22 protein-coding genes are annotated in these 25,536 nt (G+C 63.6%); 15 read left to right on the top strand and 7 right to left on the bottom strand.

Annotation, left to right across the window (positions count from 1 at the left end):
- Nucleotides 1-60 precede the first annotated feature (60 nt).
- The 5 genes from recN to dnaJ all read left to right on the top strand — a co-directional run bounded on the left by recN (nt 61) and on the right by dnaJ (nt 7,540).
- Complete coding sequence (recN, locus tag HFRIS_RS03230) at nt 61-1,707, top strand: DNA repair protein RecN (RefSeq protein ID WP_006461795.1); 1,647 nt, start codon at nt 61-63, stop codon at nt 1,705-1,707.
- Between the two features lie 53 nt (nt 1,708-1,760).
- Entirely contained in the window at nt 1,761-2,870 is a 1,110-nt protein-coding gene (gene hemH / locus HFRIS_RS03225) for a ferrochelatase (protein ID WP_006461794.1), read from the top strand.
- 606 nt (nt 2,871-3,476) lie between these two features.
- Nucleotides 3,477-4,040 (top strand): nucleotide exchange factor GrpE, encoded by a 564-nt coding sequence (gene grpE, locus HFRIS_RS03220; protein ID WP_039874169.1) that lies wholly within the window; start codon nt 3,477-3,479, stop codon nt 4,038-4,040.
- A 155-nt stretch (nt 4,041-4,195) separates the two neighbouring features.
- On the top strand, nt 4,196-6,145 hold the full coding sequence (gene dnaK / locus HFRIS_RS03215) for a molecular chaperone DnaK (protein WP_006461792.1): 1,950 nt from the start codon (nt 4,196-4,198) through the stop codon (nt 6,143-6,145).
- 264 nt (nt 6,146-6,409) lie between these two features.
- Nucleotides 6,410-7,540: a molecular chaperone DnaJ gene (gene dnaJ, locus HFRIS_RS03210; protein ID WP_006461791.1), complete on the top strand. Its 1,131-nt coding sequence runs from the start codon at nt 6,410-6,412 to the stop codon at nt 7,538-7,540.
- A gap of 109 nt (nt 7,541-7,649) precedes the next feature.
- On the opposite strand, the gene panB is transcribed toward dnaJ, so the two are convergent.
- Both panB and HFRIS_RS03200 read right to left on the bottom strand, forming a co-directional pair.
- Nucleotides 7,650-8,477, bottom strand: coding sequence for a 3-methyl-2-oxobutanoate hydroxymethyltransferase (panB, locus tag HFRIS_RS03205; protein WP_006461790.1), 828 nt, complete (start codon nt 8,475-8,477; stop codon nt 7,650-7,652).
- Between the two features lie 7 nt (nt 8,478-8,484).
- On the bottom strand, nt 8,485-9,126 hold the full coding sequence (locus HFRIS_RS03200) for a deoxynucleoside kinase (RefSeq protein ID WP_006461789.1): 642 nt from the start codon (nt 9,124-9,126) through the stop codon (nt 8,485-8,487).
- A gap of 404 nt (nt 9,127-9,530) precedes the next feature.
- Here HFRIS_RS03200 and HFRIS_RS03195 point away from each other — a divergent pair, with 404 nt between their 5' ends.
- The 9 genes from HFRIS_RS03195 to HFRIS_RS03155 all read left to right on the top strand — a co-directional run bounded on the left by HFRIS_RS03195 (nt 9,531) and on the right by HFRIS_RS03155 (nt 19,488).
- Complete coding sequence (locus HFRIS_RS03195) at nt 9,531-10,697, top strand: hypothetical protein (RefSeq protein WP_006461788.1); 1,167 nt, start codon at nt 9,531-9,533, stop codon at nt 10,695-10,697.
- A 9-nt stretch (nt 10,698-10,706) separates the two neighbouring features.
- The gene (locus HFRIS_RS03190) at nt 10,707-11,075 is read left to right on the top strand and encodes a response regulator (RefSeq protein WP_006461787.1); all 369 of its coding nucleotides are present in this window, start codon (nt 10,707-10,709) and stop codon (nt 11,073-11,075) included.
- Nucleotides 11,076-11,162: 87 nt separating this feature from the next.
- Nucleotides 11,163-11,498 (top strand): STAS domain-containing protein, encoded by a 336-nt coding sequence (locus tag HFRIS_RS03185; protein ID WP_006461786.1) that lies wholly within the window; start codon nt 11,163-11,165, stop codon nt 11,496-11,498.
- Nucleotides 11,495-13,696 carry a chemotaxis protein CheA gene (locus HFRIS_RS03180; RefSeq protein ID WP_006461785.1) on the top strand — a complete coding sequence of 734 codons (2,202 nt, stop codon included), beginning with the start codon at nt 11,495-11,497 and terminating at the stop codon, nt 13,694-13,696. Before HFRIS_RS03185 ends, HFRIS_RS03180 begins: the two co-directional genes overlap by 4 nt.
- Before the next feature lie 26 nt (nt 13,697-13,722).
- Nucleotides 13,723-15,510 carry a methyl-accepting chemotaxis protein gene (locus tag HFRIS_RS03175; RefSeq protein WP_039874164.1) on the top strand — a complete coding sequence of 596 codons (1,788 nt, stop codon included), beginning with the start codon at nt 13,723-13,725 and terminating at the stop codon, nt 15,508-15,510.
- A 103-nt stretch (nt 15,511-15,613) separates the two neighbouring features.
- Entirely contained in the window at nt 15,614-16,189 is a 576-nt protein-coding gene (locus tag HFRIS_RS03170; RefSeq protein WP_006461783.1) for a chemotaxis protein CheW, read from the top strand.
- 5 nt (nt 16,190-16,194) lie between these two features.
- Nucleotides 16,195-17,070, top strand: a complete 876-nt coding sequence (locus HFRIS_RS03165) for a CheR family methyltransferase (protein ID WP_006461782.1) — start codon at nt 16,195-16,197, stop codon at nt 17,068-17,070.
- Nucleotides 17,067-18,248, top strand: a complete 1,182-nt coding sequence (locus tag HFRIS_RS03160; RefSeq protein ID WP_006461781.1) for a protein-glutamate methylesterase/protein-glutamine glutaminase — start codon at nt 17,067-17,069, stop codon at nt 18,246-18,248. Before HFRIS_RS03165 ends, HFRIS_RS03160 begins: the two co-directional genes overlap by 4 nt.
- Nucleotides 18,226-19,488: an EAL domain-containing response regulator gene (locus HFRIS_RS03155; RefSeq protein WP_006461780.1), complete on the top strand. Its 1,263-nt coding sequence runs from the start codon at nt 18,226-18,228 to the stop codon at nt 19,486-19,488. Before HFRIS_RS03160 ends, HFRIS_RS03155 begins: the two co-directional genes overlap by 23 nt.
- A gap of 27 nt (nt 19,489-19,515) precedes the next feature.
- On the opposite strand, the gene folK is transcribed toward HFRIS_RS03155, so the two are convergent.
- From folK to HFRIS_RS03130, 5 genes are all read right to left on the bottom strand, one after another.
- A complete protein-coding gene (folK, locus tag HFRIS_RS03150; protein ID WP_006461779.1) occupies nt 19,516-20,001 on the bottom strand; it encodes a 2-amino-4-hydroxy-6-hydroxymethyldihydropteridine diphosphokinase in 486 nt (161 codons plus the stop codon).
- A 6-nt stretch (nt 20,002-20,007) separates the two neighbouring features.
- Complete coding sequence (gene pcnB / locus HFRIS_RS03145) at nt 20,008-21,636, bottom strand: polynucleotide adenylyltransferase PcnB (protein ID WP_006461778.1); 1,629 nt, start codon at nt 21,634-21,636, stop codon at nt 20,008-20,010.
- A complete protein-coding gene (locus tag HFRIS_RS03140; protein ID WP_006461777.1) occupies nt 21,633-22,316 on the bottom strand; it encodes a histidinol-phosphatase in 684 nt (227 codons plus the stop codon). The genes pcnB and HFRIS_RS03140 overlap by 4 nt, the downstream gene beginning before the upstream one ends.
- Nucleotides 22,313-23,029 (bottom strand): DnaA regulatory inactivator Hda, encoded by a 717-nt coding sequence (gene hda / locus HFRIS_RS03135; protein ID WP_006461776.1) that lies wholly within the window; start codon nt 23,027-23,029, stop codon nt 22,313-22,315. Before hda ends, HFRIS_RS03140 begins: the two co-directional genes overlap by 4 nt.
- 127 nt (nt 23,030-23,156) lie before the next feature.
- Nucleotides 23,157-24,239, bottom strand: a complete 1,083-nt coding sequence (locus HFRIS_RS03130; RefSeq protein WP_039874161.1) for an AI-2E family transporter — start codon at nt 24,237-24,239, stop codon at nt 23,157-23,159.
- A gap of 104 nt (nt 24,240-24,343) precedes the next feature.
- Here HFRIS_RS03130 and purM point away from each other — a divergent pair, with 104 nt between their 5' ends.
- Nucleotides 24,344-25,387, top strand: coding sequence for a phosphoribosylformylglycinamidine cyclo-ligase (gene purM / locus HFRIS_RS03125; protein WP_006461774.1), 1,044 nt, complete (start codon nt 24,344-24,346; stop codon nt 25,385-25,387).
- The last annotated feature ends 149 nt before the right edge of the window (nt 25,388-25,536 follow it).

Raw genomic sequence — 25,536 nt, 5'->3', positions numbered from 1 at the left:
GGCGCATGCCGGCTTGCGCCATTCTTCAGGCCTGTCCGTCCAACCCGCTGCGAGACCACCATGCTGCGTACCTTAACGATCCGCGACTTCGTGATTGTCGATGCCATCGAGCTCGAATTTGCGCGCGGATTTTCCGTCTTCACCGGCGAAACCGGCGCCGGCAAATCCATCCTGATCGATGCCCTGGCGCTGGCCCTGGGCGGTCGCGGCGATCCCAGCGTGGTGCGCGAGGGCGCGGCCAAGGCCGACGTCAGCGCCGATTTCACCGCTACGCCCGAGGTCCAGGCCTGGCTGGAAGAGCATGAGTTCGCCGACGAACATGGCGGCGTGCTGCTGCGTCGGGTGATCGACAATGCCGGTCGCAGCAAGGCCTACATCAATGGCAGCGCGGCCACCGCCGGGCAATTGCGTGAGGTCGGCGAGATGCTGGTCGATATCCACGGCCAGCATGCGCACCAGTCGCTGATGAAGGCCGATGCCCAGCGCCAGTTGCTGGATAGCCAGGCCGGCCTGCTGGACCAGGCGCGTGAGGTCGCCGCTGCCCACCGCACCTGGCGCGCCCTGGCACGTCAACGCGAGCAGTTCGAGCAGGATGCCCGCAATGTGCTGCTGGAGCGCGAGCGGCTGGAATGGCAGGTGGCGGAGCTGCAGAAACTGTCCGTCAAGCCCGGTGAATGGGCCGAGATCAGCACCGAGCATAGCCGCCTCTCGCATGCGGCAGCGCTGATCGGCGGTGCGCAGGAAGCGCTGGGCGTGATCTCCGAATCGGAGTCGCCGATCCTCTCGCAACTGTCCTCGATCACGCAGAAGCTGGGCAAGCTGGTGGATGTCGATACCGCCCTCAAGCCGGTGCTCGACGCCCTGGAGCCGGCGCAGATCCAGCTGCAGGAAGCCGTGTATGCACTCAATGATTACCTGGGGCGGGTGGAGCTCGATCCGGCGCGTCTGCAGGAAGTGGAAGAGCGCCTGGAAGCGATTCATTCCAGCGCCCGCAAATTCCATGTGCAGCCCGATGAACTGCCCAAGGAATATCGCAAGCTCTCCGAACAATTGAAGCAGCTGGCCGACGCCAGCGACCTCGACGCCCTGCGCGCCCAGGAAGACAAGCTGCAGGCCGCCTACCTGTCTCAGGCGCAGAAATTGTCCAAGGCCCGGGCCAAGGCGGCAACTGCACTGGGTGAGGCCGTCACGGCAGCCATGCAGGACCTGTCTATGGCCGGCGGTCGTTTCGAGATCGTGCTCAACGTCGGCGAGCCCGCTGCGTATGGCCTGGAACAGGTGGAGTTCCTGGTCGCCGGTCATGCCGGGGTGGCACCGCGTGCGCTGGCGAAGGTGGCTTCGGGCGGTGAGCTGGCGCGTATTTCGCTGGCCATCTCGGTGATCGCTTCGGCGGCCACGACCGTGCCGACCCTGATCTTCGACGAAGTCGACAGCGGCATCGGCGGCGCCGTGGCCGAAGTGGTGGGACGCTTGCTCAAGCGCCTGGGACAGGAACGCCAGGTACTGTGCGTGACCCACCTGCCGCAGGTCGCCAGCCAGGCCAACCAGCATTACCAGGTCAAGAAACGCAGCGAGGGTGGCAAGACCCTGTCCGACATCGACGGCCTGGATGCCAAGGCCCGTGTCGAGGAAATCGCCCGCATGCTGGGTGGCCTGGAAATCACCGCCACCACGCGCAAGCACGCGCGCGAACTGCTGGCCTCCTGATCCCAGATCCCTGATCGTCCGCGATCACCACAAGAACATCCAATCAAGCGACCATGGCCTTCCGCAAAGAACCTCCCTACACCCACGGCAGTCCGGCCTCCACTGCGGTGGTGCTGGTCAACCTGGGCACGCCCGATGCTCCCGATGCCCCCTCACTGCGCCGCTACCTCAGGCAATTCCTGTCGGACCCGCGGGTGGTGGAAATCCCGCGGGCGGTCTGGTGGTTCATCCTCAATGGCATCATCCTGCCGTTCCGTTCTTCCAAATCCGCCGCCAAGTACGCCAGCATCTGGACCGAGGAGGGCTCGCCGCTGCGCGTGCATACGCAGCGCCAGGCGGCCGCATTGGGCGTGCAGCTGGCTGCGCGCGGCCATCATCAATTGCAGGTGACGTATGCGATGCGCTACGGCACGCCTTCGCTGCCGCAGGTGCTGGACCAATTGAAGGAACAGGGCTGCACCCGCATCCTGGTGCTGCCGGCCTATCCGCAATATTCCGGTACCACGACGGCCTCCATCTTCGATGCCGTGTTCGAGCACTACCGCCAGGTGCGCAACATCCCCGAGCTGCGCCTGATCCGCAATTATCACGACCAGGACGGCTACATCCAGGCCCTGCGCCAGTCGGTGCTGGATCATTGGGAGCTCAATGGGCGCCCCGACAAGCTGGTCATGAGTTTCCACGGTGTTCCCAAGCGCACGCTGCTGCTGGGCGATCCCTATCATTGCGAGTGCTACAAGACGGCGCGCCTGCTGGCGCAGTCGCTGGGTTTGTCCGAAGGAGAATATCTGGTCACCTTCCAGTCGCGCTTTGGCAAGGCGGAATGGCTACAACCCTACACCGCCCCGACCCTGCAGGAACTGGGGCGCCAGGGTGTGCGCCGGGTCGATGTGATGTGCCCCGGTTTCACCAGTGACTGCCTGGAAACGCTGGAAGAAATCGCCATGGAGGTCAAGCATGACTTCCTGCAGGCTGGTGGCAAGGAGTTTCACTTTATTCCATGTCTGAATGAAGCCCCAGCCTGGATCGGTGGCATGGTGGAGATCGTCGAGCAGCACCTGGCCGGCTGGCCCACCATGAGCAACGTGGCGGCCCGCGACGAGGCGGCCCGGCAAGCGCTCATTTCCGTCGAACGCGCCAAGGCCCTGGGGGCCTCCCAATAACGCATTGTCATGGGGCAACAACAAGTTGCCCGGAATCGACAGAATGCCGCGTGCAGCCTGCTAGAATACGGACGGGATGCATCGCTGTTGTTTATTATGCAACTCTCTGCTGCACAATCGCCTGCTCTATAGAAGAACAAAGCAGCCGTTCCGCGGGTCGCCACAGCTTGCCAGCGGTCGCGACGGCAGAAGCAGGATGTCAGCCCGGAGGCAGTCTCAGAGCGTGAATTCGCCGACCAGATGGGTATAGCTGATCCAGGCGGTTGCCAAGAGGCTGTAGGCGGCGATGAGGATGGTGGCCGCAATCAGTGGCGGTTTCATGATGTCACCTTGTTGATACGATAAGTCCGAGGGCAGCCCGCTATGGGGCTAAATTCATATTAGGCCGGCATCGAGTGAACATGAAGGCCGGCCTGGTAAAAGCTATCCAACGCTCGGGATTTCACGCGGCAACGGCAGAATCAGGCAAAAAACCACTCAAAAAAGGCTAAATAGCCCTTGAAAATGCAGGGATATGCCTTACTTGAGCCGCATCTTGCGCCGGCGATACTGCACGCAATTTGCCGGATGCACGTCACCAATCGATTCGTTGGAGGTAATTCAGGAATGCAAGACATGGAAAAACAGGAAGCCCAAACCGCCCAGCAAGATCCGCAGTCGCAGGATGCCGCCGCTGCCGCCCATGCCACCGAGCAGGCTGCTCCGGCCGAGCCCACCCTGGAAGACAAGCTGGCCGCCGCGGAAGCCCGTGCTGCCGAGATGCAGGACGCCTTCCTGCGCGCCCGTGCCGAAGGCGAGAACATCCGCCGCCGCGCTCAGGAAGACATCGCCAAGGCCCACAAGTTCGCCATCGAAGGTTTTGCCGAATCCCTGCTGGCCGTCAAGGACAGCCTGGAAATGGCCCTGAAGATCGAAAACGCCTCGCTGGAATCCCTGAAGGAAGGCGTGGACATGACCTTGAAGCAACTGACCTCGGCCTTCGACAAGAACAAGCTGCAGGAAGTCAGCCCGCAAACCGGCGACAAGCTGGACCCGATGAAGCACCAGGCCGTCTCGGCCGTGCCGGCCGAGCAGGAAGCCAACACCGTCGTGGCCGTGCTGCAAAAAGGCTATATGATTTCCGACCGTCTGTTGCGCCCCGCGCTGGTGACGGTGGCCCAGGGAAAGTAAGCGGACCGGCGTCGAAGGGGGAACAGCGCCAAAGGCATCATTTTTGCTTGTTCCGGTGGTTTCGACGCTTGAAAGTCCATCTTTTCTCCACATATTAAAAACATCCAAAACTACTGTAGCCCGGCATCCAGGGCTGAAAGATCGAAGGAAAAATCATGGGAAAAATCATTGGCATTGACCTGGGCACCACCAACTCTTGCGTTTCCGTCATGGAAGGCAATCAGCCCAAGGTGATCGAAAACTCGGAAGGCGCGCGTACCACGCCCTCCATCATTGCTTACCAGGAAGACGGCGAAATCCTCGTCGGCGCACCCGCCAAGCGTCAGGCGGTGACCAACCCGCGCAACACCATCTACGCCTCCAAGCGTCTGATCGGCCGCAAGTTCACCGAAAAGGAAGTGCAGAAGGACATCAACCTGATGCCCTACGAGATCGTGGCTGCCGACAACGGCGACGCCTGGATCGGCGTGCGCGACAAGAAGCTGGCACCGCCGCAGATCTCCGCAGAAGTCCTGCGCAAGATGAAGAAGACCGCCGAAGACTACCTGGGCGAAGAAGTCACCGAAGCCGTCATCACGGTGCCGGCCTACTTCAACGACGCCCAGCGCCAGGCCACCAAGGATGCCGGTCGCATCGCCGGTCTGGATGTCAAGCGCATCATCAACGAGCCGACCGCGGCTGCGCTGGCCTTTGGCCTGGACAAGGCAGAGAAGGGCGACCGCAAGATCGCCGTGTATGACCTGGGTGGCGGCACCTTCGACGTGTCCATCATCGAAATCGCCGACGTCGATGGCGAAAAGCAGTTCGAAGTGCTCTCCACCAACGGTGACACCTTCCTGGGTGGCGAAGACTTCGACCAGCGCCTGATCGACTACATCATCGAGGAATTCAAGAAGATCAACGGTCTGGACCTGTCCAAGGACGCCATCGCCCTGCAGCGCATCAAGGCTTCGGCCGAACGCGCCAAGATCGAGCTGTCGTCCTCGCAGCAGACCGAGATCAACGAGCCCTACATCGCCATGGCCAATGGCGCGCCGGTCCACCTGAACCTGAAGATCACCCGTGCCAAGCTGGAATCCCTGGTCGAGGAACTGATCGCCAAGACCATCGAACCCTGCCGCACCGCCATCAAGGATGCCGGCGTGAAGGTCTCCGACATCGACGACGTGATCCTGGTCGGCGGCATGACCCGCATGCCCAAGGTCATCGAGAAGGTCAAGGAGTTCTTCGGCAAGGACCCGCGCCGTGACGTCAACCCCGACGAAGCCGTCGCCGTGGGCGCCGCGATCCAGGGTTCGGTCCTCTCGGGCGACCGCAAGGACGTGCTGCTGCTGGACGTGACCCCGCTGTCGCTGGGTATCGAAACCATGGGCGGCGTCATGACCAAGATGATCAAGAAGAACACCACCATCCCGACCAAGTTCAGCCAGGTGTTCTCCACTGCCGACGACAACCAGCCGGCCGTGACCATCAAGGTCTATCAGGGCGAGCGTGAAATGGCCGTGGGCAACAAGGCCCTGGGTGAATTCAACCTGGAAGGCATCCCGCCGGCACCGCGCGGCACCCCGCAGATCGAAGTGACCTTCGACATCGACGCCAACGGCATCCTGCACGTGGGCGCCAAGGACAAGGCCACCGGCAAGGAAAACAAGATCACCATCAAGGCCAACTCTGGCCTCAATGAGGAAGAGATCGAAAAGATGGTGCGCGACGCCGAGGCCAACGCCGAGGAAGACAAGCGCCTGAAGGAACTGGCCGAGACCCGCAACCAGGGCGACGCGCTGGTGCACTCGACCAGGAAGGCCCTGGGCGAGTACGGCGACAAGCTCGAAGACGGCGAGAAGGAAGTCATCGAAGCGGCCATCAAGGAGCTGGAAGAGGCCCTGAAGGGTGACGACAAGGCCTCCATCGATGCCAAGACCGCTGCCCTGTCGACCGCGGCGCAAAAGCTGGGCGAGAAGATGTACGCCGACCAGCAGGCGCAAGCCGCTGCCGCCGGTGGCGCAGCCGGTGCTGCGGGCGCCCAGGCGGGTGCGGCCGGTGCCGGTGGTGCAGCCGCGAAGGACGACAACGTGGTCGACGCCGACTTCAAGGAAGTGAAGTAATCCGGGACTGACGCGTCGTTTCACCTGACGTCAGCGCTCGCGCCCGGGTGCGGTTTTTCCGCAGCCCGGGCGGATTTTTAGGAAATCAGCTCCAGCAGCATCCACCCGGCCGGGTTGTCTGATCGGCCAGGCCGGTACGCCGAGTCCGCAGTCAAAAGCTGAACTCGGCTTTTTCACATTGTTGGTTTCCGGTCGCGCAAGGGCGGCCGCAGTGCAGGCCTTCGCAGCAGCGACGGAACACAATAACAAGGTGGGTTATACAACATGGCAAAACGCGATTTTTACGAAGTGCTCGGACTGGCCAAGAACGCCAGCGACGACGAAATCAAGAAGGCTTATCGCAAGCTGGCGATGAAGTACCATCCTGACCGCAACCCCGACAGCAAGGGCGCGGAAGACAAGTTCAAGGAGGTCAAGGAAGCCTACGAGATGCTGTCGGACCCGCAGAAGCGCGAGGCCTACGACCGCTACGGACATGCCGGTGTCGATCCCAACATGGGAGCCGGCGGCGGTGCCGGCGCGGGCGGCTTTGCCGACGCCTTCGGCGATATCTTCGGCGACATCTTCGGTGGCGGCGGCGGACGTGGCGGGCGCAATTCGGGCCCGCAGGTCTATCGTGGCGCCGACCTGCGCTACAACCTGGAAATCACCCTGGAACAGGCGGCCCACGGTTTCGATACCACCATCCGCGTGCCCTCCTGGGACCAGTGCGACACCTGCCACGGCAGCGGCGCCAAGCCTGGCACCTCGCCGGTCACCTGCACCACCTGCGGCGGTCATGGCCAGGTGCGCATGCAGCAGGGCTTCTTCAGCATCCAGCAGACCTGCCCCAAGTGCCACGGCAGCGGCAAGATCATTCCTGAACCTTGCCCCACCTGCGCCGGTGCCGGTCGCATCAAGCGCAACAAGACGCTGGAGGTGAAGATTCCCGAAGGCATCGACGACGGCATGCGCATCCGCTCCTCCGGCAACGGCGAGCCGGGTGTCAACGGCGGTCCTCCGGGCGACCTGTATGTGGAAATCCACATCAAGCCGCATGACGTGTTCCAGCGCGATGGCGACGACCTGCATTGCGAAATGCCGATCTCCTTTGCCAAGGCAGCGCTGGGCGGCGAGATCGAAGCCCCGACCCTGAACGGCAAGGCATCCTTCTCCATTCCCGAAGGAACCCAGAGCGGCAAGACCTTCCGTCTGCGCGGCAAGGGCATCAAGGGTGTGCGCTCCGGTTATGCCGGCGACCTGTTCTGCCACGTCGTGGTGGAAACGCCGGTCAAGCTGACCGAACGCCAGAAGGAACTGCTGCGCGAGTTCGAGCAGCTGACCACCGAAGGCGGCGCCAAGCACAGCCCGCAGACCAAGACCTGGAAGGACAAGGTCAAGGAATTCTTCGAGTAAGACCGGAGCTCCTTCGCGCGACAGCAGCAAAGCAAAACGGCCAGCAGATCGCTGGCCGTTTTGCTGTCCGCCTGCGTCAGGCTGCAGGCGATTGATGCATCAGGCAGTCTCAGAAGCAATGCTCCTGCGCCGGGAAGCTGCCGTCCTTGACTGCGGCCACGTAGGCGCGCACCGCCTGCTCGATGCTGCCGGCGCCGTCCATGAAGTTGCGCACGAAGCGGCTCTTGTGCCCCGGGAAGACGCCCAGCATGTCATGCATCACCAGCACCTGGCCGGAGCAGTCCGGGCCGGCGCCGATGCCGATGGTGGGAATGGCCAGGCGGTCGGTCACTTCCTTGCCCAGCGTTGCCGGCACTGCCTCGATCACCACCAGCGACGCCCCCGCCTGCTGCACGGCCAGTGCATCGGCGTGCAATTGCGTAGCGCCATCGCTGGTCTTGCCCTGCACCTTGAAGCCGCCCAGCTGGTGCACCGACTGCGGCGTCAGGCCGATATGGGCGCAGACCGGGATGCCGCGCTCGGTCAGGAACTTGATCGTGTCCGCCAGCCATACACCGCCTTCCAGCTTGACCATCTGCGCCCCCGCCTGCATCAGCAGGGCGGCGTTGCGGAAGGCTTCTTCACGGGTCGGATAGGTGCCAAAGGGCAGGTCGGCGATGATCAGCATGGTGTGGCTGCCGCGCGCCACGGCAGCGGTGTGGTAGGCCACGTCCTGGATGCTCACCGGCAGTGTCGAATCATGACCCTGGCAGACCATGCCGAGAGAGTCTCCGATCAATACCGTCTCCAGCCCGGCACGCTCCATCAGCGTCGCAAAGCTGGCGTCGTAACAGGTCAGCATGCTGATCTTGTCGCCCTTGGCGCGCATGGCCTGCAGGGTGTGGGTCGTCACCGGCTTGGCGCGTGCCGCGCCGGATTCCTGAAGATAGCCTGCCATTGGAAATTCAACCTCCTTGATTGAGAAAGGCGCGCTTGCCGCGCATCTCTTCGATGTGCTGCAGCAGCGTGCGCAGATCGGCGTCGTTGTGCGCCGGATCCAGGTGTTCGGTATTGACGGTCAATACCGGCGCCCCTTCGTAATGATAGAAAAACTGACTGTAGCACTCGGAAAGCCGTTGCAGGTAATCCAGCGAAATACCTTCTTCGATGGCCACGCCGCGCTCGGCAATGCGCGCCTGCAATATCTCGGGTGCGGCCTGCAGATGGATCACCAGGTCCGGCAGCCGCGCCTGCGGGCGCAACTGCAGGTACAAGGTTTCATAGAGCGCCAGTTCTTCGCCGGCCAGGGTCAGCCCGGCGAAAAGCATGTCCTTTTCCAGCATGAAATCGGCGACGAAGCGCCCCTCCAGCAGCGCCGGATCGAGCGGCGCCTGCAACTGTCGGATCCGCTGCAACAGGAAGAACACCTGGGTCTGGAAGGCATGCTGGCCGGCATTGCGGTAGAAGTCGGCCAGGAAGGGATTCTCCTCCGGCTGTTCCAGCACCACCTGGGCGTCCCACAAGCTGGCCAGGCGTTTGGCCAGGGAAGTCTTGCCGGCGCCGATCGGCCCGTCGATTGCAATGTAGCGGTAACTTTCCAGTTCCATGCGTCCTCTTTCCCCCGGCACGCCGGGTGCGGCATTGTAGTTGATTTCCCCCGACGGGCGGCACCCGCGGAAGCTTGGTTTTGTTGTAACTATTGCAATAATCCCCGTTCGCCTATCCACTGCGTCGATAACTCAAACGGAAATTGGCCTTTATTCGACGAAAGGCGACACTCTGGCAACCAGCACAATAGACTGTGGGTTGGTGCGCGCAGGATAGACCAACCCGGTGGGAGATTAGTGCCGGGTTCGCTGCAGGGCGGCATGCCGAGCAGGCGGTGTGCCGGTCTGTTGCCTGTTGCCCCAAGATCGGCCAATACCTGCCGTAAACGCTGTCAAGAGCATGGTGCGCCCGTGGCGCCACGCGCATTGACCCAAGCTGTGAACAACAAATCGGGATCGTGGCTTTGAAATCGCTTCGCAATATCTTGCCAGTGCTGTGCCTGGTCAATTTGCTGCTGTTCATGATGCTGGCCCAGCACTGGTGGCTGGGTTTGCTGGTCGGCCTCCTGATCGGCGGTGCGTTCTATCTGACTTGCCTGCCGGCACCCGCCGCCGCAGACGTCTCGCGGACCGCCGTGGCCGGGGCCCCCGAGGCGCGCGAGGCAGCGGGCGTCCAGGCGCCGGGCGCAGCCTTGGGTGAGCCAGTCCTGGTGCCTGCAATGGAACCCGTACTGGAGCCGGAATTGGCGTCCCCCTCCCAGGCCACTCAGGCCCACCCGCTGACCGACCTGCTGCGCGAAGTGCTGCCGGTGTGGCAAGGCAATGTCCAGCTGGCACGTGCACAGACCCAGTCGGCCATCGATAGCCTCACGGCCCGTTTCGTCGGCATCCACGAGCGTCTCGGTGGCACGCTGGACCCCGCCAGCCGCGCGGCCAACGGCGACATCCTGCAGACCATCCAGGATGCTGCAGAGCAACTGGGCATCATCGCCTCGGCGCTGGAAGGCATGCAGGCCGCCCGTCAGGTGCTGGCGACCCGCTTCGACGCGCTCATGGCCGCCAATGACGACATCCGCCGTCTGGCCCAGCAAAATGAACAACTGGCCGGCCAGACCGGTGTGACCGATCTCCTCAGCGATGCCCAGAGCTGGCAGGAGCTGGCCGAGCGTTCGGCCGAGAACAGTCGGCAGATCGCCGCCCGCGCCAAGGGTGCCCGCCAGCAGATCCTGGCGGCCATCGGCAGCACCGGCGAGATGGCCGCCGGCGCCAGCGAGATCGTGGAAAACTCGCGGGCCGTGATTGACCAGATCATTGCCGACTTCCGCCAGTCCGCCATGAAGCTGACCACCACCGTGGAGGAGCTGGAAGACGAAGGCCGCGAAGTCGATCGCGAAGTCTGCGACATCCTGGTCCACCTGCAATTCCAGGACCGCATCAGCCAGATCCTGGACCACGTACAACAGGATATCGCCCGTCTGCGCGGTGCTGCCGAACCTGGCCAGGACGCGCTGCCTTCCCCCCAGCAATGGCTGGCCGATCTCGAAAAGACCTATACCACGCAGGAACAGCGTCAGATACACGCCGGCCAGCAGGGCCATCCCGCAGCGCCGTCCCAAGTGGATTTCTTCTGAGGAACCGAGATGGAAAAGAGCATTTTGATCGTCGACGATTCCTTCAGCCTGCGGCAGACCATCTCGGCCGCCTTGAGGAGTGCCGGCTACCACGTGGAAGAGGCCGCTGACGGGCGCGAAGCCCTGAAGAAACTGGACGGCCGCAAGTTCAACCTGGTCATCTCCGACCTCAACATGCCCAACCTCGACGGCCTGTCCTTCGTGCGCGAGATGAAGCAGATGCCCGCCTACAAGTTCACCCCCGTCATCATGCTGACCACCGAGAGCAGCGAAGCGCGCAAGCAGGAAGGCAAGGCCGCCGGTATCCGTGCCTGGGTGCACAAGCCCTTCCAGCCACCGGTGCTGCTCGATGCGGTGGCCAAGCTGGTACAACCCTGAACACCGAACCGCCGAACCGCCGAGCGATAGCCATAGACCGACAGCAAGCGACCGATAGAAGACCGATAGAAAGCCGAGACCCACCACATGCCACTGACGTACTCCGTGCAAGAGGACAGCCTGCTGCTCACCGTGAGCGGCGGACTGAGCATTTTCCAGGCGGCCGAGCGCAAGCCGGAGCTGCTGCACGCATTGACGATGGTGCAGCCACGCGTGGTGCTGGACCTGGCCGGAGTGGACGAGATCGACACCGCGGGCATCCAGTTGCTGTTGCTGCTGCGGCGCGAACTGGCAGAGCGGGGCCGCCAGCTGGAGATCGGCGCCTACAGCCCGGCGGTGGTGGCGGCGCTGGACCTGCTGCAACTGCATGAGCGCTTCAGTCCCGCCGATGCCCTGCTCCTGCCGGCAGGGGAGGTCGCATGAAAAAGGATTCTGCCCGCGATGCCGTGGTACAGGAAGCCCGCGAACTGCTGGTGGCGATGGAAGCCGCATTGCTGCAGATCGAGATGGAAGGTCCGACCCGCGAGTGCATCAACGCCATCTTCCGCGCCGCCCATACCATCAAGGGATCGGCGGGGCTGTTCGCCTTCGACAGCATCGTCCAGTTCACGCACCAGGTGGAGCACTTGCTGGACCTGGTGCGCCAGGATCGCCTGCCTCTGAATGGCCACCTGATGTCCTTGTTGCTGCAGTGTGGCGATTACATCGGTGAACTGGTCGATGCCATCGAACGCGGCCAGGAAGCCGAGGAACCCAATGCCGAGCGGCGCACGGCGCTGCTGGCCGAGCTGGCCCTGGTGGCGCTGACTGCAAGCACGGCCGATGCAGCCGAGGCAGCCGGCGCCGGCCAGCCTGCCGCAGCAGGCGACGCGGTGGCGGGCCAGCGGGAGGGCACGGGGGCGATCGACGAACTCACTGCCCAGGCCCCGGCCGACTATCCCTACTGGCACCTGTCGCTGCAGTTCAACGAGAACGTGCTACGCGATGGCCTCGACCCCCTGTCCTTCCTGCATTATCTGCGCTCGCTCGGCCGTATCGTCGCCATCCTGCCGGTGGAAAGCGGCATCCCCGATGCCGCCAGCATGGATGCCGAAAGCTGCTACCTGGGCGTGGAAATCTGTTTTGCCTCGGGCTCTTCCCGCCAGACGCTGGAGGATGTCTTCGAGTTCGTGCGTGACGACAGTCGCATCGATATCCTGTCACCACATAGCGTGCTGGCTGACTACGCCACCGTGCTGCAACGCCTGGCGCGTGAGGATGCGGCGCGTCTGGCCGGTCTCTGGCGCCACCACGGACTGTTCAATGAAACGCAATGGCGCTGCCTGGGCGCGGCCACGGTTGACGAAGCCGCCGCGCCGGTGGTGCCGGTGGCCGTGCCCGATACGCGCCAGCGACCGCGCCTGCTGGACGAACGTCGTGCGCAGGAGCAGAAGTTCATCAAGATCGAAGTGTCCAAGCTCGATCAACTGATCGACCTGGTGGGCGAGCTGGTGATTGCCGGTGCCAGTGCACGACTGATTGCGCGGCGTCGCAAGGACAGCCAGTTCGAGGAAGCGACCCAGGCCATCGACGGCCTGATGGAACAGATCCGCGATGCTGCCCTGACCTTGCGCATGGTGCAGATCAATGAAGTGTTCCAGCGCTTCCCGCGCATCGTGCGTGACATTGCGCGCGACCTCGACAAGGACATCGACCTCATCATGACCGGCTCCGATACCGAGCTGGACAAATCCATGGTCGAGCGCCTGGCCGATCCGCTGATGCACATCGTGCGCAATGCCATCGACCACGGTATTGAACCGGCCAACGAGCGCCTCGCCGCCGGCAAACCACCCAAGGCCACCCTGCGCCTGAATGCCACCCACGAATCGGGCAGCGTGTTGATCGAAGTCATGGATGACGGACGCGGCATGGACCGCGACCGCATCCTGGAAAAGGCCGTGGCACAGGGCTTGACCAGCGGCGACGAAGACCTCAGCGATGCCGACATCTATCGCTTCGTCTTCGAGCCCGGTTTTTCCACGGCCCGGCAGGTGACCGAATTGTCGGGACGCGGGGTCGGCATGGATGTGGTCAAGCGCAATATCGAGGCCTTGCATGGCGAGGTCTCCATCGATACCGAGGGCGGGCGCGGCACCGTGGTGCGTATCCGCCTGCCGCTGACGCTGGCCATCATCTCCGGATTCCAGGTGGTGGTGGGCAATGCAGTCTTCGTGATCCCGCTGGACATGGTGGTGGAATGCATTGACATGCCGCCCCACCAGAGCGGCAGCCACATCGTGGCGGTACGCGACGAACCCTTGCCCTTTGTCCCGCTGCGCGAGCTGTTCGACCTGCCTGAGCGCCAGCAGGGCCGTGCGCGCAAGAGCCTGGTGATTGTGCAATACGGCCAGCTGCGCGCAGGTTTGCTGGTCGATGGTTTGCTCGGCGAATGCCAGGCGGTGATCAAGCCGCTGGGCAGGCTGTTCGGCAAGGTCAAGGGACTGTCGGGATCGACCATCCTCGGTGACGGCCGGGTGGCGCTGATCCTGGACATCCCGCACCTGGTCCATCACACCCAGCAGCAGGAACAAGGCAATACGGCGGTCTACGCCGAACGCGGCGTGACGTCCGCGCAATGACGAGTGCAGCACAAGGGGACGCGAGCATGCAAGAATCGATGACCAACAGAATGAGCATCAAGCAGATCTTCATCTGGCTGGCAGTGGTGCTGTCCATCCTGGTGGCGGTGGTGATCAGTCTCACCGATACCCTCAGGCAGGCCAACACGGCCCTGGAGCATGCCCACCAGTCGCGCTATTCGTCGGCTGCGCTGGCCAATGAGCTGCGCCGGACCACCGAGGATATGACCAAGTTCGCGCGTGCCTATGTGACCACGGGCGATCCCAACGACGAAGATCGTTACTACATGATCCTGGACATCCGTAACGGCAAGCGTCCTCGTCCTGCCAACTATGACCGCTTCAACTGGGACCTGGTGAGCGCCCGCAAGCTTCCGCTGGAAGCGGGTGCCCAGGCGGTGCCGCTGTCCGAGCTGATGCAGCGCTCCGGCTTCACCGAAGTGGAACTGGCCAAGATGCAGGAGGCGCTGAAACTGGCCGACCAGCTGTCGCGCATCGAGATCACCGCCTTCCACGCCGTCAAGGGCGAGTTCGACGATGGCGAAGGCAAGTACAGCGTGGTGGGCGCGCCCAACCAGGCCATGGCGCAGGAGCTGGTGTTCGACCAGACCTATCGCACCCTGTTCGGCAAGGTGATGAGTCCGGTCAACGATTTCCTGCGCCTGGTCGATGAGCGCACCCAGGCCCGGGTGGTCAAGGCCGGTACCGACTACGCGGAACTGGAACAGAAGATCTTCTGGCTGCTCACTGCCTCGGTGGTGGTGCTGTTCGCCTGCCTGGGGTTTGCCTATCGCACCATCCGTTCCCAGATCGGGGGCGAACCGCGTGATGCCATGAGCGTGCTGCGCCGGGTGGCCGAGGGCGACCTCACCGTGACCGTGCCGCTGCGCAAGCGCGACAAGGTGAGTGTGCTCTACAGCACGCAACAGATGGTCACCAAGTGGACCGACGTCATCGGCGATGTCAGTGGCACAGCCAGCGCATTGGCCTCGGCATCGGAGCAGATTTCATCGTCTTCCCAGGCGCTGTCGCACAATGCTTCGCAACAGGCCGCCAACGTCGAGGAAACCAGTGCCTCGGTGGAAGAGATCACCGCCACCATCGCCCAGAACGCCGATAACGCCCGTACCACCGATGGCATCGCCAGCCTCTCGGCCAATGCCGCTACCGAAGGTGGCGAAGCGGTGCGCGAGACGGTGGCTGCGATGAAGCAGATCGCCAGCAAGATCGGCATCATCGACGACATCGCCTACCAGACCAACCTGCTGGCCCTGAATGCGGCCATCGAAGCGGCACGCGCCGGTGAGCATGGCAAGGGCTTTGCCGTGGTCGCGGCCGAAGTGCGCAAGCTGGCCGAGCGCTCGCAGACCGCCGCCCAGGAAATCATTGCCGTGGCCGAGAACAGCGTGGGCCTGGCCGAAAAGGCCGGCGGCCTGCTCAACCAGATGGTGCCGTCGATCCGCAAGACTGCCGACCTGGTGCAGGAGATCGCTGCGGCCTCGGCCGAGCAATCCACCGGTCTGGAACAGATCAACAACGCCGTGCACCAGATGGCGCAAACCACCCAGATGACGGCCTCGGCCTCGGAAGAACTGTCGGCCACCTCGGAAGAGATGAGTGCCCAGGCCATCCATCTGCAGGACCTGATGCGCTTCTTCCGCGTGGGCGAGATGCAGAAGATGCCACCGCGTGGCGACAAGCCCGGCGAGCCCCGTACCCCTGGTGTAAAGCACGAGCGGGTGCGCCGGCTGTCCATGCTGGATGTGGACGAGAACGAGCCCGGCGTGGACGAGTCCGCGTTCAAGCGTTTCTGAGGTCGCAAGCCATGAGCAAGATTGCATCCACCCTCACGTCAGCGCCCATACGGCGCGCAGTAGACCGGTTCGGCCCCCGCCGGCACAGCCAGGAGAGCAGGCCATGCCCAGCGTATCGTTGAACGGCGAATCGGCCCGCAAGCGGCAACAGGAAGAAGTCATCGAGACCCGCCAGTTCCTGACCTTCCTGGTCGGTGCGGAATGCTTTGCCATGCCCATCCTCAACATCCGCGAGATCATCGAATTCGGTGGTCTGACCGAAGTGCCGTTGATGCCCGAATTCCTGCGCGGGGTGATCAACCTGCGCGGCTCGGTGGTGCCGGTGATCGACCTGTCGGTGCGTTTCGGTCGCCCGCCCACCGTCGAGGCCAAGCGTACCTGCATCATCATCATGGAACTGGTGCAGGACGAGCAGATGCTGCTGCTGGGCGTGATGGTCGACGCGGTCAGCGCGGTGCTGAGCATCGGCGTGGATCACATCGAACCACGGCCCTCCTTTGGCGCCGGCATCCGGGCCGATTTCATCGAGGGCATGATCAACGTCAGCGAGCGTTTCGTGGTGGTGCTGGACGTGCAGCGCGTGTTGTCGGTCGATGAGCTGGCCAGCCTGCTGGGCATGAGCGCCGACGACGCCCTGGGCGGCGTGCCGGTGCTGTCGGTCCAGGCTACGCGGGAGTAGCGGCCATGGCCAGCATCGGCGGTTCCGGCGGCATCACCCACCTGAGCGGCAGTGCAGGCCTGGGTCTGCAACTGGATGATGAGGTCAGCGATCATGACATGCAGCTGTTCCAGCAGTTGTTCAAGAAGCATATCGGCCTGCACCTGCCGCTATCGAAGAAGGCCCTGCTACAAAGCCGCCTGAGCAACCGCGTGCACGAGCTGGGCCTGCGCGAGCTGGGCCAGTACTATGCCCTCATCAGCAGTGAGCAGGGTGGCCAGGAGCGGCAGCGCGCCATCGACCTCATCACCACCAACGAGACCTACTTCTTCCGCGAGCAGGGGCATTTCGATTTCCTGGCCGACGAACTGTTGCCGCTGTGGAGCGAGCGCAAGAGCCTGCGCGTCTGGAGCGCCGCCAGTTCCACCGGGGAAGAGGCCTATACCCTGGCCATGTTGCTGGACCATCACCGGCCGAGCGCCTCGTGGTCGGTGTTCGGCTCAGACATCAGCACGCGGGTGCTGCGTTTCGCGCGCCGCGCCCTGTATCCGATGGCGCGCGGCCAGAACATTCCGCGCCCTTACCTGCGCCGCTATTGCCTGCTTGGTACCGGTGAATACGAGGGCCAGTTCCTGGTGCAGGCCGACCTGCGCGCCAAGGTCGAGTTTGCCCAGCGCAACCTGACCGCACTGCATGCCCATGACGATGGCATGTATGACCTGATCTTCCTGCGCAACGTGATCATTTATTTCGATTGCGAGACCAAGCTCAAGGTATTGCGTGACGTGATTGCGCGCTTGCGTCCGGGCGGTTATCTGGTGGTCGGGCATTCGGAATCCCTGCACGGCATGGAGCTGGACCTGCTGATGCATTCACCCTCCATCTACCGCAGGCCGCAATGAACGCGCCGCCGGCAATCCGGGTCATGGTCATCGATGACTCTTCGGTGGTACGGCAGTTGATGCTACAACTGCTGGCGCAGACTGCCGACATCCGTGTGATCGGCACGGCACCCGATCCGGTGTTTGCCTTGCGCAAGATGCATCAGGAGTGGCCGGACGTGATCCTGCTGGATATCGAAATGCCGCGCATGGATGGCATCACCTTCCTGCGCCAGATCATGGCCACCCGACCCACGCCGGTCATCATGTGCAGCGCGCGGGCCGGCGACAGCAGCCAGGTCGCGGCCGAAGCACTGGCGGCCGGCGCGGTGAGCGTCATTGCCAGGCCGCAACTGGGTGTGCGCGAGTTCCTGCAGGAGGCCGTGGTCGAACTGGCCAGCGCCATCCGCACCGCGATGCAGGCCGGACCCGGTAGCCGCAATGGCGGCGTAGCCACCCCGGCGCCGACACGGTCCGTGCCACAGCTGTCCAGGCTGCGCCCGGTCAAAGCAGCATCGCGCGAAATACTGCATGATGCGGGTTGGACCTCGGGCTTGCAGCGCTACACCGCCGATGCCGTCCTGAACCCGCCAGGGCCGGAAGACGGCTACCGTCCACCGACGGCGCGCATCGTCGCCATCGGTGCTTCCACCGGCGGACCGCAGGCGTTGGAGAGGGTGCTGGGCCGACTGGACCAGCGTTGTCCCGGCATCGTGGTGGTGCAGCACATGCCGCAGCGTTTCACGCGCAGCTTCGCCGAGCGGTTGCATCGTCTCTCGGGAGCCGAGGTCAAGGAAGCCGAGCATCTCGACGTGATCCTGCCCGGACGCGTATTGATCGCGCCGGGCGGCAAGCATCTGGTCGTGCGGCGCGATGGCCTGCAGTACTATGTGGAAACATTGGAAGGGCCGCTGGTGAGCCGGCACAAGCCATCGGTGGACGTGCTGTTCCGCTCGCTGGCGAAGGCCGCCGGCAGCAATGCAGTAGGCATCATCATGACAGGCATGGGGGACGACGGAGCGCGGGGAATGCGGGAGATGGCCGATTGCGGCGCCGCGACCTACGCCCAGGACGAGGCCAGCAGTGTGGTCTTCGGCATGCCGAAAGAAGCGATACACATGGGGGGCGTCGGTGATGTCCTCCCGCTCGACAATATCTCTGCCGTGATCGAAAAATATGCCTCTAGAGAATCTCAATGAGCTGATCGAATCCGCGCTGGTCGTCGACGACAGCGCCCTGCAGCGCGGCCATAGCGTGTCGCTGCTGCAGGAGCTGGGCGTCGATCTGATCTACGAGGCCGGTAACGGCAACGAGGCGCTGGATCTGCTGGCGCTGCTCAAGCTGCCTCCCGGGCTGGTGGTGATCGATCTGGAAATGCCGGGCATGGATGGCATCGAGCTGATCCAGCAATTGCAGCAGAAGGGCATCGACATTCCGCTGATCGTGGCCTCCAGTCGCGAGACTTCCTTGCTGCTGTCGGTGGAAACCATGATCCATGCGCTGGGCATGAACCTGATCGGCGTACTGCAGAAACCACTCAATCTCGGCCAATTGCGCGCCGCACTGCAAGGCTTCCGGCGTCATGGCGGCGATGCGCATGCGCATGACGATCCCTTGCCCTCGATGTGCGAAACCGACCTGGGCGTGGCACTCGAGGGTGGGCAGGTGCTGCCCTACTTCCAGCCCAAGGTGGATGTGCAGACGGGCATCCTCAAGGGCGTCGAGGCACTGGCGCGCTGGATTCATCCGGAACGCGGCATGGTGCCGCCGGACCGTTTCATTCCCCTGGCCGAGCAGTGCGGCCTGATCCACGACCTGACCATCCGCATGATGGACCAGGCCATGGCGCAGGCGGCGGTGTGGCATAGCCGGGGGTTGGCGATCAAGGTGGCGGTGAACCTGTCGCCGCTGTCGCTGGAGCAACCCGACTTCCTGCATCGCATCCTGGAACTGGTGGACAAGCATGCCTTGCCGGCCGAGAACGTGGTGCTGGAAATCACCGAAAGCTCGGTGGTCGCGCACAAGGGAAATTCCCTGGGGATGCTGGCGCGTTTGCGGCTCAAGGGCTTCGGCCTGTCGATTGACGATTACGGCACCGGCTTCTCATCGATGCAGCAACTGGCCCGCATCCCTTTCACGGAACTGAAGATCGACCGTTCCTTCGTGCATGGTGCGCATGAACGCAAGAACTTGCGCGTGATCCTGCAATCCGCGCTGGACATGGCGCAGCGCCTGGAACTGGTGACCGTCGCCGAAGGTGTGGAGACCATGGAAGACTGGCGCCTGCTGCAGGATTTCGGTTGCAGCCTGGGGCAGGGCTACCTGATCGGCAAGCCCATGCCGGCCAATGAGTTGTCGCTGTGGTTGAAGGGACATCATCGCCGCCTGCACGAGTTGCGACCGCTGGGGCGCGGGGCGGCTACGGGCGGGGTCGCGTAGGCGACGGACAAGGCCGCAGCGGAGGGTTCACAGCCTGCTGACCGGCTGATCCGTGATGGCATCCAGAAACGGGCGGGCCGGTCCCAGTCCGGGAATCTCCACCGTTTCATCGATCTCCAGCATCGGTGCCAGGACGAAGGCGCGCTGTGCCATGCGCGGATGGGGGACGGTCAGTTCCGCGCTGGCGATGCTGGCATTTCCATACATCAGTACATCCAGATCGAGCGTACGCGGCGCGTTGCGATAGGGCCGCTCGCGCCCGTGCTGCAGTTCGATCGCCTGCAAGGCGTGCAGCAGCTCCAGTGCAGGCAGGGTGGTGCTGACCAGCACCACCGCATTGACATAGTCGTCGCCGCTGGAGTCGATGGGGGCGGTGCGATACAGCGAGGAGCTGTGCATCAGGCGTGACTGCGGCAATCCTGCGAGCCGCGCGATGGCCTGCTCGACCGTGGCCCGGGCGTCGCCCAGATTGCCGCCAATGCCGATCCAGGCCAGGGTCTCGGGCCGGTTCATGCCTGCTTACTGGTCGTCGCCGGTGGGCGCTGCATCGGGGCCCGCGCCGCCGGTGCTGGTGCGGCTGCGGCGACGACGGCGCTTGGGCGCTTCGGCGCTGCCGCCTTCACTGCCTGCTTCGCCAACTGCCTCGGCGGGCGCCGCGGCAGGCTTCCTGGCTGGCGCGTCGGCCACTTCTGCCGGCGCGGCCTGCTGTTCATCACCGCCCTCATTGCCGCCGCTGTCGCCGACGGACTTGCTGCGGCTGCGGCCACCGCGTCGCTTGCGCTTCTTGGGGCCGGCGCCGGCACTGCCGCTGGCAGTATCGGCCGGCTTGCGGGCGATCAGTTCTTCGCGTTCCGCAGCGTTGCCGGCGATGAAGGCTTCCCACCATTCGCCCAGTTCGGCATCGAGTTCACCGGATTGGCAGCGCAGCAGCAGGAAGTCGAAACCGGCACGCAGGCGCAGGTGTTCCAGCAGCTTGTAGGGAGCCTTGCCGACACGGCGCTCGAAGCGTGGCTGCATGGCCCAGATGTCACGCATGTCCGAGGCGATCTTGCGCTGCAGGGCCAGTTTCTCGGTCTGGGCATCCAGCACATCGTCAGCGGCCAGGTGCAGTGCAGGAATCGGGTATTCGCCGGCAGCCTGGTAGGCGCGCCATTTCTCCAGTACCTGATGCCACAGCAGCGAGGCGAACAGGAAGCCCGGAGAGACACCCTTGCCTTCCTTGACGCGGGCGTCGGTATTGGCCAGCGCCAGGCTGACGAATTTCTCTCCCAGGGGCTGTTCCAGCACCACGTCCAGCAGCGGCAGCAGGCCATGGTGCAGGCCTTCCTTGCGCAGTTGCTGCAGGCAGGCCAGGGCATGGCCGCTCATCAGCAGCTTCAGCATTTCGTCGAACACGCGCGCGGCCGGCACGTTGTCGATCAGCGGTGCCATCACGCGGATGGGGGCGCTGCTGGCCGGGTCGATGCTGAACTTGAGCTTGGCCGCGAAGCGCACCACGCGCAGCATGCGCACCGGGTCTTCGCGATAGCGCGCTTCGGGCTCGCCGATGATGCGCAGCTTCTTGTCGCGGATGTCGGCGATGCCGCCGTGATAATCCAGCACCGTCTGGCTGGCCGGATCGTAGTACATGGCGTTGATGGTGAAGTCGCGTCGGGTTGCGTCTTCATGTTGTTCGCCGAAGGTGTTGTCGCGCAGCACGCGGCCATGTTCATCCTTGGGCGCAGCTTCGGCCGAGGCGCCACGGAAGGTGGTGACCTCGATCAGTTCCTGACCAAACATGACATGGACGATCTGAAAACGGCGGCCGATGATGAAGGCGCGCCGGAACAGTTGCTTGACCTGTTCCGGGGTGGCGTTGGTGGCGACGTCGAAGTCCTTGGGCTTGATGCCCAGCAGCAGGTCGCGTACTGCACCGCCGACGATGAAGGCCTTGTAGCCGGCATCCTGCAGGGTCTGCGTCACGCGCACCGCATTGGGCGAGACCAGCGCCGGATCGATACCATGCTGCTTGGGGCCGAGCACGTCGGGTTCGATCTTGCCGCCTGCTGTGCCGGCCTTGGCCCGCGACTTCTTGACCGGTTCGGCGCTCTCTGCGGCTGCAGCAGCCTTGCCGCGGCCCAGGATGGAGCGAATCAGTTTCTTGATCATTGCACGTGGCCGTCGGCGAAGAGGTTCAGTACCGGCCAGCCACGGGACTGTGCATGCGCCAGCAGCTTGTCGTTGGGGTTGGTGGCGATGGGGTCGGTGACGCGTTCCAGCAGGGGGATGTCGTTCTGCGAATCGCTATAGAAATAGCTGCGCTCGAACTTGTCCAGGGTATGGCCCAGCTGGTCCAGCCAGGCTTCGGTATGGACGATCTTGCCCGGGCCGAAGGTCGGCGTGCCGCGCAGCTTGCCGGTGAGGTTGCCCAGGGCGTCCAGCTCCGGCAGGGCGGCGATGAGGTGCTCCACGCCGAAATGCGAGGCGATGGGCTTGGTCACGAAATGGTTGGTGGCGGTGACGATGGCCACCAGGTCGCCGGCGTCCAGGTGCTTCTTCACCAGGGCCACGGCTTGCGGCAGGATGGCCGGCTTGACCACTTCTTCCATGAACTGCTGGTGCATCTCGTCGAGTTGCTGGCGCGGGATGCGCGACAGGTTGCCCAGCGCGAACTCCAGGTAGGCCACCGGGTCCAGCGTGCCGTTCTGGTAATGGGCGAACCATTCGTCATTGGCTTTCCGGAAGCTGTCGGCATCCACGGCGCCGATGCGCGCCATGAATTCGCCCCACTCGTGGTCGGAGTCGAGCGGCAGCAGGGTATGGTCGAGATCGAAAAGGGCGAGGTTCATTGTTCTCCGGATTCCTGTTGTAACAGTTCGCGTAGCAAGGGGAGGGTGATGGCGCGCTTGGTAGCCAGCGAGTAGCGGTCCAGCGCGTCGAGCATGCGCGACAGCGAAGGCATGTCGCGCCGGTAGTGGGTGAGCATGTACATCATCACGGCCGGGGGGATTTCCAGGCCGCGGTCCAGCGTGATCTGCAGCAGGGCGGCGATCTTCTCGTCATCCGAGAGATCATGGACCTGGTAGATCAGGCCCCAGCCCAGCCGGGTGCGCAGGTCTTCGCGCAACTCCAGGCGGGTAGGGGGCAAGGTGCCGCTGCAGACCATGCAACCGCCCTGTTCGCGGATCTGGTTGAACAGGTTGAAGGCAGCGATCTGCTGCTCCTCGAACAACTGGTCCACGTCGTCGAGCAGGTAATGGCTGGTGCGGGGGCTGTATTCGAAGGCCGACTCGGGCGAGTCGGCGTGGATCAGGCGGGCATGATTGCCTTCCTGGCCGGCCTTGGTGGCCAGGGCGTGCAGCAGGTGGCTCTTGCCGGCCCCGGCTTCGGCCCAGAGGTAGATGAAGCGATCGGTGCTGGCACTGCCGGTATGGGTGGATTTGCCCACGCCGGCAGAGGCCAGCAGCTTCAAGCGCTCCAGCAGTTCTGCGTTGCGGCCGGTCACGAAGCTGTCGAAGCTTTGCGGCTGGTCCGCGCTCAAATCGAGCGGAATCTGTTTCATCGGCGTGTATCAGCTACGGGTGCCGCAGTTGTGCTGCGGCAAGTTAATGCAGGTCGGCGCGCGGCGCCGGACACTGCGCAGCTTCCCGGTCCTGCATGGAGGCTGTGATAAGACATGGACACTCTATCTAGCGGTTGTAAAAATTGCTGGCCAGGTACTCGCGCCGCACATGCATGGCGATCACCGAGACAATGGCCGAGGCCGGCAGCGCCAGCAGCACGCCGACGAAGCCGAACAGCTGGCCAAAGGCCAGCAGGGCGAAAATCACGACCAGCGGATGCAGGCCGATACGCTCGCCCACCAGCTTGGGCGTGAGGATGAAGCTTTCCAGCACCTGTCCCACGCCATAAATCAAGGCCACCCACAGCAGGCCGATGGCACCATCGAACTGCAGGATCGCCGCCAGGACCGCCAGCACCAGCCCCAGGCCGAAACCGACGTAGGGGATGAATACCAGCAAGCCGGTCAATACGCCCACCGGCAGCGCGCTGTCGAAGCCTGCCACCGTGAGCGCAACCGAATAATAGACTGCCAGCACCAGCATCACCAGCAATTGTCCGCGCAGATACTGTCCCAGCAGGCCATCGACCTCGGCGGCCATGGTATTGACGCGACCGGCCCAGCGGCGCGGAATCATGATCTGCACCCGCTTGAGGAAGGGATGCCAGTCCTGCAACAGGTAGAACAGCACCATCGGCACGAACAGCAGGTTGGCCAGCCACGCCAGCAACGCCGTGCCGCCCACCCGGGCCGAGGCCAGCACTGAACTCCACAGCTCGTCGCCGCTGGTGCTGATCTGCTGCGTGAGCAGGGCCTTGATGCCGGCCATGTCCAGGCGCACGTCGATGCCCAGCTGGTGCAGCCGCGGCGAGAGGAAGGCGTTCAGCTTGTCCAGCAGCGGCGGCACCTGGGCCTGCAGCAACGGGATCTGGCGCAGCACCAGCGGCACCACGATCAGCACCAGCGCCAGGCCGGCCAGGATCAGCAGCAACACCATGATGGTCACGCCCACGAAGCGCGGCACCCGCACCGGGCCCAGCCGGCGGCTGGCGATCCAGTCCACGCCCGGGTTGAGTGCATAGCCGAGGATGCCGGCAGCGACGAAAGGGGACAGCATCGGCCCCAGCGCCACCAGCAGGGACAATAGCAAAATGCCGACAATCAGCCACGCCAGGTTTTGTTTTTGCTCTTCGGACAAAGAAAAAGGCATGGATTCGGAGTTCGGGAGTGTCGGTTTTGTTAAAATCACGCTTTGGCAGGGCATTCTCCACCCTGAATCCCCTATTTTACCGTCTTCACTGGCAATATTTCATCATGACTTCACCTTCCAATGTCTCCCTCTCCTACCGTGACGCTGGCGTCGATATCGATGCCGGTGACGCCCTGGTCGAAGCGATCAAGCCTTTCGCCAAGCGCACTACCCGCGAAGGCGTGCTGGGCGGCATTGGCGGTTTCGGCGCCCTGTTCGAGATCAGCAAGAAGTTCAAGGAGCCGGTGCTGGTGTCCGGGACCGACGGCGTGGGTACCAAGCTCAAGCTGGCGTTCCACCTGAATCGTCACGATACGGTCGGTATCGACCTGGTGGCCATGAGCGTCAACGACATCCTGGTACAGGGCGCCGAGCCGCTGTTCTTCCTGGATTACTTTGCCTGCGGCAAGCTGGACGTGCCTTCGGCCACCGATGTGATCAAGGGTATCGCCGCTGGCTGCGAACAGGCCGGTTGCGCCCTGATCGGTGGTGAAACTGCCGAAATGCCCAGCATGTACCCGGACGGTGAATACGACCTGGCCGGCTTTGCCGTCGGCGCGGTGGAAAAATCCAAGATCATCGACGGCACCAAGATCGCTCCGGGCGACGTGGTGCTGGGCCTGGCTTCCTCGGGCGCGCACTCCAACGGCTACTCGCTGGTGCGCAAGATCCTGGACGTGGCCAAGCCGGACCTGGAAGCCGACTTCCACGGCCGCAAGCTGGCCGACGTGCTGATGGCCCCGACCCGCATCTACGTCAAGCCGCTGCTGTCGCTGATGGAAAAGCTGGAAGTCAAGGGCATGGTCCACATCACCGGTGGCGGCCTGGTCGAGAACATCCCGCGCGTACTGCAGGACCACCTGACCGCCGAACTGGATGCCAAGTCCTGGACCATGCCGCCGCTGTTCACCTGGCTGCAGCAGCATGGGGGCGTGGCCGATGCAGAAATGCACCGCGTCTTCAACTGCGGCATCGGCATGACCGTGATCGTCTCCAAGGAAAACGCGGACGCCGCCGAAGCCCACCTGAAGGCTGCGGGCGAGACCGTCTACCGCATCGGTACCATCCGCGCCCGCGCCGAGGGTGAAGCGCAGACCATCGTGCGTTGAATGGTGTGATCGCTGACCGATGTGTTCAATCAGCGATATAAATCGTTTTAACGATTTATAAAGATAAAAGGCTGCATTCATTGAATTGAATGCAGCCTTTTCTATGTCGGCCATTCCAGGCAGCAGAGGTGATCCGCGAGAAGCCCGAA

It is taken from the genome of Herbaspirillum frisingense GSF30 (genome assembly GCF_000300975.2).
Taxonomy (GTDB): domain Bacteria; phylum Pseudomonadota; class Gammaproteobacteria; order Burkholderiales; family Burkholderiaceae_D; genus Herbaspirillum; species Herbaspirillum frisingense.
The sequence above is the reverse complement of the archived record's forward strand: the minus strand, read 5'-3'. Positions and strand labels throughout refer to the sequence as shown.